Origin of the sequence: Thiohalocapsa sp. ML1, assembly GCF_001469165.1 — a bacterium.
GTDB lineage: Bacteria > Pseudomonadota > Gammaproteobacteria > Chromatiales > Chromatiaceae > Thiohalocapsa.
This window is the reverse complement of sequence record NZ_JABX01000045.1, coordinates 36,054-48,408: the sequence shown is the minus strand read 5'-3', so window position 1 is coordinate 48,408 and position 12,355 is coordinate 36,054. Positions and strand designations below refer to the sequence as shown.

Here is a 12,355-nt window from a genome sequence, read left to right as displayed (position 1 = left end):
TCGAGCCGCGTCGGCGCCGAGCCGGCTGGAAAGCCGGCGATCCCGGTCAGCCGCGGACTGGGAGCGCCGGCTTTCAGCCGGCTTCGCGTGCCGGGGGCTCGATGCCCCCGGCGCGCGATCTGCGGCGCGGGAGCCGGGCGGTTGGCCGTGCCGCGCCGCCGGGGTAGGCGAGCGCGCATGTGCCCGCTTATCAGCACAGACGCCGCCGATGCGGCATCGAGCCGCGTCGGCGCCGAGCCGGCAGGAAAGCCGGCGATCCCGGTCAGCCGCGGACTGGGAGCGCCGGCTTTCAGCCGGCTTCGCGTGCCGGGGGCTCGATGCCCCCGGCGCGCGATCTGCGGCGCGGGAGCCGGGCGGTTGGCCGTGCCGAGCCGCCGGGGTAGGCGAGCGCGCATGTGCCCGCTTATCAGCACAGACGCCGCCGACGCGGCATTGAGCCGCGTCGGCGCCGAGCCGGCTGGAAAGCCGGCGGTCCCGGTCAGCCGCGTCGGCGCCGCTCCTAGCCCCTAGCTCCTAGCTCCTAGCTCCTAGCTCCTAGCTCCTAGCTCCTAGCTCCTAGCTCCTAGCTCCTTCCTATTTGATGCGGCGCAGCAAAATTGTGATCCAGGCGGTTTCTCTCGGCCCAGTTCGTCAGTATCATCAAGTACTAATGCAAACGTCGTGGGCCGCTTCGATGCGGCCCGGCCGTTCCGGTGTCGCGGCGTCCCGCCGCCAACACCGTCCCCAACAATGAGTCAGCTCCGATGACGCAAGCCGTGCCGTACCAGTTGTCCCCCGTTCTCATCCGTGCCGGCGTCTGGAGCCTGATCGGCATGATCTACGCGCCGCTCTACCTGGTGCTGAGCGAGCTGTTGAGCGCACCGCTCGGCGTCGTCGCGATGCCGGCCGCAGCGGGCATCGCGGGCGGCATCGGCGCGGCCTTCTACGGCGCGCGCCAGCTCGCGCTCACCGCCAGCGTTATCGGCACGGGGCTGGCCGTGCTGGGCATGGCGATGGTCGGCCCGAACGTCTCGCCCTGGCTCTTGAGCCTCGCCGCGTTGGTGGTAAGTCTGGCCGTGGGGTTTCTCGTGCGCTTTCCGTGCCGCTGCACCGCGAACGTCGGGCTCAAGGTCGCGGCAGGGCTGTCCATGGGCGCACTCGCCGGCGGACTCCTGCTCACGGCAGACCTGCTCGCGGGCGTTCGGCTGCCGGCGCCGGCGGCCGTGGCCTTCCTGGTCTCCGTGACCGGCGTGCTCTACGTCAGCGTGCTCCTTGCGCGGCCGGCGCGGCCCACGCAGCGCGGGCGCTTCTGCGACCTGAACGAGGGCCTCATCATCGCGATCATCGCGGCGGTGGCCGCGAACGGGCTCACGGCCTTCGCCGGTATCTTCGCCATCGGTGAGGCCAGTGTGCTGACCATGCCGCTGCTGCGCGCGAGCGAGCTGCTGCCGGCGGCGCTGCTCGCGGCGATGTTCGCCGGGGCCGTCGCCGGAGGGTTGTTGGAGGTCTTCGAGTTCGACTGGGTGGACCGGGTTTAGGACGGCGAAGGCGCGGACCGACAAGGCCTTGAACCAAGGGCCAAGGGCCGAGGCGGGCGCCCCCGGGCCTGAATCCCTTGCTCTTGCGTCCGGCCGCGCGCACGCGCAACCTAAGCGCCCGTGACACCCGCCCTAATCGATCATCATCCCTCGTGAAGCGTTCCGGCAGCAGCCAGCGCTGGCTCGCCCGGCAGGCGAGCGACCCCTACGTGCGCCGCGCCAAGGCCGAGGGCTATCGTTCCCGCGCCGCCTACAAGCTGCTGGAGCTCCAAGAGAAGGACCGGCTCCTGCGCCCCGGCCTGTGCGTCGTGGACTTGGGCGCCGCGCCGGGCGGCTGGACGCAGGTGGCGGCGCAGGCAGTGGGGCGGCACGGGCGCGTGCTGGCGCTGGACCTGCTGCCGATGGCGCCGGTCCCCGGCGCCGACATCCTCACCGGCGACTTCAACGACCAAGCCCTCCTTGAGGCCGCGCTCGCCTGGCTCGGCGACGCGCCCGCGGATCTTGTGCTTTCCGACATGGCCCCAAACGTGTCGGGCATGAAGGCGGTGGACCAGCCGCGGTCCATGCTGCTCGTGGAGGTCGCGATCGACTTTGCCCGGCGGGTGCTGAAACCCGGGGGCAGTGTGGTCGTCAAAGCCTTCCAGGGAGCAGGCTTCGACGAGGCGCTGCGCGATTTGCGCGGCAGCTTCGACAAGGTGGTCTGCCGCAAGCCCGAGGCGTCCCGCAGCCAGAGCCGCGAATCCTATTTTGTGGCAAAAGGCCTTCGGGTCGGTTAGGGTTCCGCACCATCGCAACGCAACCAAGCCGTCGCCGGGCTACCACATGCCCGCGCCGGCGACTGATGAGGCACGCGCCGTGAGTGACATGGCAAAAAATCTGATTCTCTGGGTGGTCATCGCCATCGTGCTGATGTCCGTCTTCAACAACTTCACCGCGACGCAGTCCCAACCGCGCAGCGAGTCCTATTCGGACTTCATCGATCAGGTGCGCCAGGGCCAAGTCAGAGAAGTGACCATCTCCGGTCGGACCATCGAGGGCCTGACGGCGGGTGGCCAGCGCTTTACCACGTACAGTCCGGGCGACGATGGCTTGGTGGGCGACCTGCTCGACAACAACGTCGAGATCAAGGCCGCACCGCCGGAGAAGCCCTCCGTGCTCATGCAGATCCTGATCAACTGGTTCCCGCTGTTCATCCTGATCGGGCTCTGGATCTTCTTCATGCGCCAGATGCAGGGCGGGGCCGGTGGCCGTGGCGCCATGTCCTTCGCCAAGAGCAAGGCGCGCATGCTGAGCGAGGATCAGGTCAAGGTGACCTTCGCCGACATGGCCGGCGCCGAAGAGGCCAAAGAAGAAGTCGTTGAGGTGGTGGACTTCCTGAAGGATCCGTCCAAGTTCCAGAAGCTCGGCGGCAAGATCCCGAAGGGCGTGCTCATGGTCGGCCCTCCGGGCACCGGCAAGACGCTGCTCGCCCGCGCTATTGCCGGCGAGGCCAAGGTGCCGTTCTTCACCATCTCGGGCTCGGACTTCGTCGAGATGTTCGTCGGCGTCGGCGCCTCGCGCGTGCGCGACATGTTCGAGCAGGCCAAGAAGCACGCGCCCTGCATCATCTTCATCGATGAGATTGACGCGGTCGGTCGCCATCGCGGTGCCGGCCTGGGCGGCGGTCACGACGAGCGCGAGCAGACGCTGAACCAGCTTCTTGTGGAAATGGACGGTTTTGAGGGCAACGAGGGCGTCATCGTCATCGCCGCCACCAACCGGCCGGACGTGCTTGACCCGGCGCTGCTGCGCCCGGGCCGCTTCGACCGCCAGGTGGTCGTGCCGCTGCCGGATGTGCGCGGACGCGAGCAGATCCTGAAGGTGCACATGCGCAAGGTGCCGACGGCCGATGACGTGATCGCGTCCGTGATCGCCCGCGGCACGCCGGGCTTCTCCGGTGCGGATCTCGCCAACCTGGTCAATGAGGCGGCCCTGTTCGCGGCGCGCGCCAACAAGCGCCTGGTGGACATGGAGGATATGGAAAAGGCCAAGGACAAGATCATGATGGGCACCGAGCGGCGCTCCATGGTCATGTCCGACGACGAGAAGAAACTGACCGCCTACCACGAGTCCGGCCACGCCATCGTCGGCCGGATCGTGCCGGAGCACGACCCGGTGCACAAGGTGAGCATCATCCCGCGCGGCCGGGCGCTCGGCGTGACCCTGTTCCTGCCGGAGGACGACCGCTTCAGCTACAGCAAGCAGCGCTTAGAGAGCCAGATCTCGTCGCTGTTCGGCGGGCGCCTGGCCGAAGAGCTCATTTTCGGCGCGGAGAAGGTCACCACTGGCGCGTCGAACGACATCCAGCGTGCGACGGAGCTGGCGCGCAACATGGTCACGAAGTGGGGGCTGTCGGACAAGCTCGGCCCGCTCACCTACAGCGAAGATGAGCAAGAGGTCTTCCTCGGCCACTCGGTGACGCAGCACAAGACCGTGTCGGACGAGACCACGCACCTGATCGACAAGGAAGTGCGCAACTTCATCGACCGCAACTACGAGCGGGCGAAGAACATCCTGCTGGAGAACATGGACAAGCTCCACGCAATGGCGCAGGCGTTGATCAAGTACGAGACCATCGACGCCTTCCAGATCGGCGACATCATGGAGGGCCGCGAGCCGCGCCCGCCGAAGCAGTGGTCCGAGGACGCCTCGCCGCCGCCGAGTGGCAGCGCTGATGCGCCGACCGGGGCCAAGCCCGACACGGATCCGCGGCCGTCCGGTGGTCCCATCGGCGGTCCCGCCGGCGAGCATTGATCCCGTCTGAGATCGCGCCAGCCGCCGCAGCCGCGGTGGCCGGGCGCAGGGTGCTCGTCTGCGGTCCGCACCAGCTCGATCTCAGCACGCCCCGCGTCATGGGCGTGCTGAACCTCACCCCCGATTCCTTCTCGGACGGGGGTGTTTTTTTTGCCCCGGATGCGGCGCTGCGCCGGGCCGAGCGCATGCTGGAGGAGGGCGTCGACATCATCGATATCGGCGGCGAGTCCACGCGGCCCGGCGCGGCGGACGTATCGGCAGAGGACGAGATCGCCCGCGTGGTGCCGGTCGTCCGGGCGCTGGCCCGGCGTCTGCCGGTGCCGATCTCGGTGGATACCTCGAAGCCGGAGGTCATGCGCGCCGCGGCGGAGGCCGGGGCGACGCTGATCAACGACGTCCGCGCGCTGCGGGCGCCGGGTGCGCTCGGGACGGCGGCGGCGCTCGGCTTGCCGGTGTGCTTGATGCACATGCAGGGCGAGCCGCGCACGATGCAGGCGGAGCCGAGCTACGGCGACGTCGTGGCCGAGGTGAGGGCCTTCCTGGCGGAGCGCATCGCCGCCGCCGTCGCCGCAGGCGTGCCCGCGGAGTCGCTGCTGATCGACCCCGGCTTTGGCTTTGGCAAGCGCTTGCCGCATAATCTCGGCCTTTTGGCGCGCCTGCGCGAGCTCTGCGATCTGGACGTGCCGTTGCTGGTGGGCCTGTCGCGGAAATCCATGCTGGGCACGCTGACCGGCCGCGATGTCAGCGAGCGGCTGCCGGCCAGTCTTGCCGCGGCCGTCATCGCCGCCGAGCGCGGGGCGAAACTGCTGCGGGTGCATGACGTGGCCGCGACAGTGGATGCCGTGAAGGTGGTCGTGGCCGTGGCGGCGGCACAGGCCAACGCGTAAATAAGCTCCGCCTGCCGTGCGAGGGGAATCCGGTTGAAGCGCAAATACTTCGGCACTGATGGCATCCGTGGGCGCGTCGGCGACCCTTTCATCAGCCCGGATTTCGTTGTCAAGCTCGGTTGGGCGGCGGGGCGGGTGCTTGGCAATTCGTCCAAGGGCACGGTGCTGATCGGCAAGGACACACGGATCTCGGGCTATATGTTCGAGTCCGCGCTGGAGGCGGGCCTTGTCGCCGCGGGCATGGACATCCGGTTGCTCGGGCCCATGCCGACACCGGGTGTTGCCTACCTGACACGGACCTTCCGCGCCGCCGCCGGCATTGTCATCACGGCCTCCCACAATCCGTACGACGACAACGGCATCAAATTCTTCTCCGGCGACGGCGATAAGCTGCCGGACGCCGCGGAGCTCGCCATCGAGGCAGAGATCGACCGGCCGCTCGTCACCGTGCCGGCGGCAGAGCTCGGCAAGGTTAGGCGCGTCGATGACGCCGCCGGGCGCTACATCGAGTTCTGCAAAGGCAGCTTTCCGCAGGCGCTGTCGTTGAAGGGCTTGAAGATCGTCATCGACTGCGCCCATGGCGCCACCTACAACATTGCGCCCTACGTGTTCGAGGAGCTCGGCGCCCGGGTCAGCGCCATCGGCACCGCGCCGGACGGGCTCAATATCAATCGCGATGTCGGCTCCACCAAGCCCGAAGCGCTGGCGAGCCGGGTGCTCGAGGCGGGTGCTGACTTGGGCATCGCCTTCGACGGCGACGGCGACCGGCTCATGATGGTGGACGGGCACGGAGCCATCATCGACGGCGACGCGCTGATCTACATCATCGCCAAGTCGCGCCAGGCGGCGGGCTGCCTCGCCGGGCCTGTGGTGGGCACGCTGATGAGCAATCTTGGGCTTGAGCTCGCGCTGCGCCGGCTGGAGGTTCCGTTCGAGCGGACCCAGGTTGGCGACCGCTACATTATGGAGCACTTGAAGCGGACCGGCGGTGTGCTGGGCGGCGAGCCCTCGGGCCATATCATCTGCCGCGACCGCACCACCACCGGCGACGGCATCGTCGCCGCACTGCAGGTGCTGGCGGCCCTGGCGCAGCAGGACTGTTCCCTCGCCGAGGCGGCGGCGGCTGTTGAGCGCTACCCGCAGGTGCTGATCAACGTCCGCCTGGAGCGGCGCATGGACCCGAGCACGCTGCCCTCCGTGCAGGCCGCGGTGGCCGCGGCCGAGGCGGAGCTTGCCGATCAGGGGCGCGTGCTGCTGCGCCCGTCCGGCACCGAGCCCGTGGTGCGGGTCATGGTCGAGGGCATGGACCCCGAACAGGTGCAGGCGGTGGCGGAGCGGCTCGCCGACGTGGTGCGTGCCGAGGTCGGCGCCTGAGGGCGCACTGCGGCAGGCCGCCCCCGGCACGGCGAACGACAAGATCAGCACGCGCGGCCTCGCCCGTTGGGCCGGCGCGCAGTCCTCCGACAGGAGCTTTCGATGTCATCGACGACCTCCATCCATGGCATGTGGTCCTCGCGGCTGGCGTTCATCCTCGCCGCGACCGGGTCCGCCGTGGGTCTCGGCAACATCTGGAGGTTCCCCTACACCGCGGGGGAGTACGGTGGCGGTGCCTTCGTGCTGGTCTATCTGTTGTGTGTCGCCGCCATCGGCGTGCCGATCATGATGGCCGAGATCATGCTCGGCCGGCGCGGCCGCCAGAGCCCGATCAACAGCATGCGTGCGCTGGCGCGGGAGGAGGGCGCGAGTCCGTTCTGGCAGTTGCTCGGCTGGGTGGGCATCCTGTCCGGGTTTCTGATCCTGTCCTTCTACAGCGTCATCGCCGGCTGGACGCTGGCCTATGTGTTCCGTGCCGCGGGGGGGCTCTTTTCCGGCGTTGACGCCGCGGGCTCCGAGGCGATGTTCAACGCCTTGGTGGCCGATCCCGAGCGCCTGCTCGCCTGGCACACGGTCTTCATGGTCATGACCGCGCTCATCGTCGCCCGCGGCGTGTCGAGTGGGCTCGAGCAGGCCGTGCGCTGGTTGATGCCGGCACTTTTCGTGCTGCTGGTGGTGATGGTGCTGTACGCCGCGCAGGCCGGGGAGTTCCGGGCCGGGCTCGCGTACCTCTTCTATCCGGATTTCGCCAAGCTCGGCGCCCGTTTCGGCGAGGCTGTCCTGAGCGCCATGGGGCAGGCGTTTTTCAGCCTGAGCCTGGGGATGGGGGCCATCATGATCTACGGCTCCTATCTGAACAGCCGCGCTTCCATCGGCCAGAACGTGGGCATCATCGCGGGCATGGACACGCTGGTCGCGCTGCTTGCCGGCATGGCGATCTTTCCCATCGTTTTCGCGAACGGGCTGGAGCCTGGGAGCGGTCCGGGGCTGATCTTCCAGACCCTGCCCATCGCCTTCGGGCAGATGCCGGGGGGCAGCCTGTTCGGGGCGCTGTTCTTCGTGCTGCTGGTGTTCGCGGCGTGGACATCGGCGATCTCGCTGCTGGAGCCGATGGTGGCCTGGCTGGTGGAGAACCGCGGCCTCAGCCGCCCGCGGGCGGCAGCGCTCGCCGCTGCCGCGGTCTGGCTGCTCGGCATCGCCTGCCTCTTGTCGCTGAACCTGTGGTCGGATATCACGATCTTGGGCAGGGGCTTCCTGGTCTTGTTCAACGACCTGACCGCGAACGTGCTGCTGCCCCTCGGTGGCGTGGCCATCGCGATCTTCGCCGGCTGGATCATGCGCCGCGCCTCGAGCGCCGACGAGCTCGGCCTCGCGGGCGATGGCTTGTGGTACCTTGTCTGGCTGGTCCTGGTGCAGTTCGTCGCGCCCGCCTGCGTCGTGCTCGTATTCTTGAACGCGATCGGATTGTTCTGACGTGCCCGTCATCAAAAAAAGTGCTCTGGTGCGGCATTCCGCACAGCGAATGTTCGATCTCGTCGCCGACGTCGAGGGCTATCCGGACTTCCTGCCCTGGTGTCAGGCGGCAAAGCTGTTGTCGAAGACGGATGAGCAGATCTGCGGTCGCATCGAAGTGGCCCGGCTCGGCGTGCGGCAGCGGTTCTCCACCTGCAATCGCCTCGAGCCGCCGCATCGAATGCAGATCGACCTCATCGATGGTCCGTTTCGCAAGCTGACCGGCGCCTGGACCTTCAAGGAGCTGCGGGACGACGCGTGCAAGGTCGAGCTGGAAATGGACTTCGAGTTCTCCGGCCGACTGATCGACAAGGCCTTCGGCGGGGTGTTCGGGCAAATCGCGAACTCCCTCGTGGATGCTTTCTGCAAACGAGCAGACGAGGTGTACGGTGACTGACGAAACGCTGCGTGTCGAGGTGGCCTATGCGCGGGAGCACGCACAGGCATTGCTGCCGGTGCAGGGCGCGCCGGGTCTGACCATTCGCGAAGCCATCGAGCGTTCCGGCATGCTTGAGCGATTCCCTGAAATCGACCTTGCCACGAACAAGGTCGGCGTGTTCGGGAAGGTGGCGAAATTGGACATGGCGCTCGCCGATGGCGACCGTGTCGAGATCTACCCGCCGCTCATCGCGGACCCGAAGCAGGCGCGCAAGACGCGTGCGGCGGAGACCGCGGCGGGCGGGGACGACGGCTGAGCCGCGGCGCCCGCGCCGGGCCGGCCTGGCCCCCAAGCAAAGGGCCGAGGGCCAAGGGCCCAGGCGGGCTCCTCGGCCCTCGGCCCTTTTGCCTCACATTCGGCGCCATCAAGGGCCGGGTCCGCTCAGTTCCTCTTGTCCAGCCCCACCGCATCCAATGCGCGGCCGAACAGTCCGCGCCGCGCCTCCCAGTCGGGCACCTTGACGATGATCTCTGGGTTGTCCTCGCCAGGAATGCCCTCACCTCGGCCGACGGGAACGAAGCCCTGGATGCGCACCAATGCGTCGTCCTCAAAAAACAGCGTCAGCGGTCGCTTCTCTAGCGGCGCGTTGCCCCGCTTCATCGTGTAGGTATAGTCCCAGCGATTGGCGTGGAACATGTCGGTGAGCATCGGCGTGCCCAACAGGTAGCGCACTTGCGCGCTCGTCATGCCCAGTTCCAACTGGTCGAGCATCTCCTTGGTGACGATGTTCCCCTGCTGGACCGGCATCTTGTACACGAAAGGCAGGTCCGACAGCATGGAGCCACGGTACTCGTCCTGCTGCGTGTTGCGCGCGCAACCGAATTGTGCGGCAATACTAAGAATAAGGAAGATAGTAGAAATAATTCTCATCGGGTTGGTTCATCTGCTGCGGCTAGCTGCCAGCGTGCAAGCGCTCGGCCAGTTCAGGGCCGGCTTTGCGCGGGCCGCGGCAGCCGAGCCGCTGTGGGCGGGCGGAATGGATGGCCTGGAACGATTCACCAAGTCTATCGCAGGCGACGGGGCCCCAGCACGGGTCGCCGCCTCTTGCCGAGGTGCGATGCGATGATGGAGAACCAGCAGATCAAGCAGGCCGGGCTCAAGGTTACCCTGCCGCGGATCAAGATTCTGAACGTGCTCGAGACGAGCGAGCTCCGGCACCTGAGCGCCGAAGACGTCTACAAGGAACTGCTCGCGGCGGGTGAGGACATCGGGCTCGCGACGATTTATCGGGTGTTGACGCAGTTCGAGGGTGCGGGGCTCGTCTGCCGGCACCACTTTGAGGGTGGCCAGTCGGTGTTCGAGCTGAACCGTGGCGGCCATCACGACCACCTCGTCTGCGTCAAATGCGGTGCCGTTGTCGAGTTCATGTCCGAGATCATCGAGGAGCGTCAGCGGGCCATTGCCGCCGAGCACGGCTTCGAGATTCAGGACCATTCGCTGATCATCTACGGCATCTGCGGCAGTTGCCGCGCGCAGGCGTCGTGATGGCGCCATCGTTGCGCGTTCGCTGACGCAGCGCCGCGTAGGCAGCAGGCGAGCGTCGGTGCCAAGCCTCCCCGACATCCGTATCGACCTTGCCACGCAGACCTTGCGGTTGCGCCATGGCGCGGTGGAGCGCTGCTGCGAGGTCTCTACCGGGGCGAACGGCCCGGGCGAGTGCCGGGGCAGCGGCTGCACGCCACGCGGGCGACACCGGGTGCGGCTCAAGATCGGTGCCGGCTGCCCGCCGGGGGCGGTGTTCCGCGGGCGCCGCTGGACGGGCGAGGTGTACTCGGCCCGGCTCGCGGCGGCTGCGCCGGGGCGCGACTGGATACTGACCCGCATCCTGTGGCTCACCGGCACCGAGTCCGGCCGCAACCGCGGCGGCGACGTGGACAGTCTGCGCCGCTTCATCTATATCCACGGCTGCCCGCCGACGGAGCCGATGGGCGTGCCGCGTTCCCACGGCTGCATCCGGATGCGTGACGATGACCTGCTCGCGCTGTTCGACTCGGTGCTCGTCGGTACGCCGGTGGACATCTGCTGAGCACCCGTGCCCGCGGCCGTATTCACCCGCGCCGGTGCCGCCCTGCTGGTGGTTCTCGGCGTCTCGACGCTGGTGTTTCTGCTCATTCACCTGGTGCCCGGCGACCCGGTGGAGGCGATGCTTGGCGAGCGTGCGCAGGCCTCCGACCGGGCGGCGCTGCGCGCCGCGCTGGGCCTCGACCTGCCGCTCTGGGAGCAATATCTGCGCTATCTCGGCGGGCTCGCGCAGCTCGATCTGGGGGCGTCGCTCATCGACCAGCGGCCGGTGGCGGAGATCCTGGCGGAGCGCCTGCCGGCGACGCTCAGGCTCAGCGCCGCGGCGCTCGGGACGGCGCTCGTCATCGGTCTGCCGCTCGGGGTGCTCGCGGCGCGCTGGCGCGGCAGCGCGCTCGACGCCGGTGCGATGACCGCATCGCTGCTCGGTATCTCGATGCCGAACTTCTGGCTCGGCCCGCTCCTGATCCTGGTCTTCTCGCTGTGGCTCGGCTGGACCCCGGTGAGCGGGGCGGATGCGCCCGGGGCCATCATCCTGCCCGCGCTGACGCTGGGCACCGCGCTGGCCGCGATCCTCGCCCGCATGGTGCGCGCGAGTGTGCTGGAGGTGCTCGGCGAGGACTATGTGCGCACGGCGCGCGCCAAGGGCCTCGGCGAGCCGGCGGTGCTCTGGCGACATGCGCTGCGCAACGCCTGGCTGCCGGTGCTCACGGTCATCGGCATGCAGCTCGGTGGCCTGCTGGCCGGGGCCGTGATTACCGAGACCGTGTTCGCCTGGCCCGGCATCGGCAGCCTGCTGGTGGAGGCCATCAAGGCGCGTGACTTCCCGGTGGTGCAGGGCTGCGTGCTCCTGATCAGCGTCTGCTATGTGCTCGTCAACGCGCTCACAGACACCGCCTATGCCTGGATCGATCCTCGCGTCGGTGCGCGCTGAGCGTGCGGCGCCGTCGCTGCTGCGCCGGCTCCTGCGGGCGGCCCCTTGGCTGGTGCTAGCGGCCTGGCTGGCCGCGGCGCTCGCCGGACCCTTCGCGACGAGCAGCGCCAACGCCATCGACCTGCCGCGTATCCTGGCGCCGCCGTCGGCCGATCTGCTGCTGGGCGCGGACGATCTGGGCCGGCCCGTGCTGGCGCGGCTCCTGGCGGGGGCGGGGACATCCTTTGCGGTGGGACTCGGCGTCGTGCTCGTATCGGCGACCATCGGCGCGCTGATCGGCGGTGTGGCCGGATTTGCCGGCGGCTGGGTGGACCTCGTCGTCGTGCGCGTCATCGATGTCTTCCTCGCCTTCCCGGGCATCCTGCTCGCCATTGCGCTCGCGGGCATCCTCGGACCCGGGCTCGGCAACGTCGTCATTGCGCTCGCGGTGGTGAGCTGGGTGGGCTACGCGCGGCTCGCGCGCGCGCAGGTGCTGTCGCTGCGCATGCGCGATCACGTGCTCGCGGCGGTCGCCCTCGGCGTCGGCCCCGCGCGCATCCTGCTGCGGCATCTGCTCCCGCTCGCCGCGGCGCCGCTGATCGTCGAGGCGACCTTCGGCATCGCCGCTGCCGTGGTCGCCGAGGCCGGGTTGTCCTTCCTCGGGCTCGGCGTGCAGCCACCCGCCGCGTCCTGGGGCAGCATGATCCGCGACGGCGTCGCGCAGATGCTCATCGCCCCGCATCTGGTCGCCGCCCCCGGCCTGGCGCTGATGCTGGTCGTGCTCGCGGTGAACCTGCTCGGGGACCGGCTGCGCGACCGCCTGGACGTGCGCACGGCGCCGCGCTGACGTTCAACGCCCCGCCCCTCCAGCGTCCTTTGGAGATGACATCCAAGACCCCCG

The 12,355-nt window shown here is 68.6% G+C and carries 13 protein-coding genes; 12 read left to right on the top strand and 1 reads right to left on the bottom strand.

All coding sequences use genetic code 11. The features are described 5' to 3' along the window. Positions 1-743: 743 nt before the first annotated feature. The 8 genes from ML01_RS21885 to ML01_RS21850 all read left to right on the top strand — a co-directional run bounded on the left by ML01_RS21885 (position 744) and on the right by ML01_RS21850 (position 8,778). The gene (locus ML01_RS21885; RefSeq protein WP_058557517.1) at positions 744-1,517 is read left to right on the top strand and encodes a hypothetical protein; all 774 of its coding nucleotides are present in this window, start codon (positions 744-746) and stop codon (positions 1,515-1,517) included. Positions 1,518-1,669: 152 nt separating this feature from the next. Further along, positions 1,670-2,293, top strand: coding sequence for a 23S rRNA (uridine(2552)-2'-O)-methyltransferase RlmE (rlmE, locus tag ML01_RS21880; RefSeq protein ID WP_058557516.1), 624 nt, complete (start codon positions 1,670-1,672; stop codon positions 2,291-2,293). 88 nt (positions 2,294-2,381) lie between these two features. After that, positions 2,382-4,310, top strand: a complete 1,929-nt coding sequence (gene ftsH, locus ML01_RS21875; protein WP_173865209.1) for an ATP-dependent zinc metalloprotease FtsH — start codon at positions 2,382-2,384, stop codon at positions 4,308-4,310. Between the two features lie 98 nt (positions 4,311-4,408). Further along, entirely contained in the window at positions 4,409-5,197 is a 789-nt protein-coding gene (gene folP, locus ML01_RS21870; RefSeq protein ID WP_058557522.1) for a dihydropteroate synthase, read from the top strand. Between the two features lie 33 nt (positions 5,198-5,230). After that, the gene (gene glmM, locus ML01_RS21865; RefSeq protein ID WP_058557515.1) at positions 5,231-6,571 is read left to right on the top strand and encodes a phosphoglucosamine mutase; all 1,341 of its coding nucleotides are present in this window, start codon (positions 5,231-5,233) and stop codon (positions 6,569-6,571) included. 102 nt (positions 6,572-6,673) lie between these two features. Then, positions 6,674-8,044, top strand: coding sequence for a sodium-dependent transporter (locus ML01_RS21860; RefSeq protein WP_058557514.1), 1,371 nt, complete (start codon positions 6,674-6,676; stop codon positions 8,042-8,044). Between the two features lies 1 nt (position 8,045). After that, entirely contained in the window at positions 8,046-8,480 is a 435-nt protein-coding gene (locus tag ML01_RS21855) for a type II toxin-antitoxin system RatA family toxin (RefSeq protein WP_058557513.1), read from the top strand. Beyond that, positions 8,473-8,778, top strand: a complete 306-nt coding sequence (locus tag ML01_RS21850) for an RnfH family protein (RefSeq protein ID WP_082674533.1) — start codon at positions 8,473-8,475, stop codon at positions 8,776-8,778. The genes ML01_RS21855 and ML01_RS21850 overlap by 8 nt, the downstream gene beginning before the upstream one ends. Positions 8,779-8,903: 125 nt before the next feature. Here the strand turns inward: ML01_RS21850 and ML01_RS21845 are convergent, their stop codons facing one another. Further along, positions 8,904-9,392, bottom strand: coding sequence for an outer membrane protein assembly factor BamE (locus tag ML01_RS21845; protein WP_058557511.1), 489 nt, complete (start codon positions 9,390-9,392; stop codon positions 8,904-8,906). 195 nt (positions 9,393-9,587) lie between these two features. Between ML01_RS21845 and fur the strand changes: the two genes are divergently transcribed. Genes fur through ML01_RS21825 form a run of 4 tightly spaced genes read left to right on the top strand, consistent with a single transcriptional unit; the run spans position 9,588 to position 12,301 of the window. After that, positions 9,588-10,007, top strand: coding sequence for a ferric iron uptake transcriptional regulator (fur, locus tag ML01_RS21840; RefSeq protein WP_058557521.1), 420 nt, complete (start codon positions 9,588-9,590; stop codon positions 10,005-10,007). A 58-nt stretch (positions 10,008-10,065) separates the two neighbouring features. Further along, complete coding sequence (locus tag ML01_RS21835; protein ID WP_156427904.1) at positions 10,066-10,548, top strand: L,D-transpeptidase; 483 nt, start codon at positions 10,066-10,068, stop codon at positions 10,546-10,548. 6 nt (positions 10,549-10,554) lie between these two features. Next, positions 10,555-11,475 (top strand): nickel ABC transporter permease, encoded by a 921-nt coding sequence (gene nikB, locus ML01_RS21830; protein WP_058557510.1) that lies wholly within the window; start codon positions 10,555-10,557, stop codon positions 11,473-11,475. Further along, positions 11,441-12,301, top strand: a complete 861-nt coding sequence (locus ML01_RS21825) for an ABC transporter permease (RefSeq protein WP_082674531.1) — start codon at positions 11,441-11,443, stop codon at positions 12,299-12,301. The genes nikB and ML01_RS21825 overlap by 35 nt, the downstream gene beginning before the upstream one ends. Positions 12,302-12,355 lie beyond the last annotated feature (54 nt).

Excerpts from the sequence above, each read along its gene's own strand:
- ML01_RS21885 (WP_058557517.1), top strand. The coding sequence starts at position 744 with ATGACGCAAGCCGTGCCGTACCAGTTGTCCCCCGTTCTCATCCGTGCC.
- ftsH (WP_173865209.1), top strand. The coding sequence starts at position 2,382 with ATGGCAAAAAATCTGATTCTCTGGGTGGTCATCGCCATCGTGCTGATG.
- folP (WP_058557522.1), top strand. The coding sequence starts at position 4,409 with ATGGGCGTGCTGAACCTCACCCCCGATTCCTTCTCGGACGGGGGTGTT.
- ML01_RS21860 (WP_058557514.1), top strand. The coding sequence starts at position 6,674 with ATGTCATCGACGACCTCCATCCATGGCATGTGGTCCTCGCGGCTGGCG.
- ML01_RS21845 (WP_058557511.1), bottom strand. The coding sequence starts at position 9,392 with ATGAGAATTATTTCTACTATCTTCCTTATTCTTAGTATTGCCGCACAA.
- fur (WP_058557521.1), top strand. The coding sequence starts at position 9,588 with ATGGAGAACCAGCAGATCAAGCAGGCCGGGCTCAAGGTTACCCTGCCG.
- ML01_RS21825 (WP_082674531.1), top strand. The coding sequence starts at position 11,441 with ATGCCTGGATCGATCCTCGCGTCGGTGCGCGCTGAGCGTGCGGCGCCG.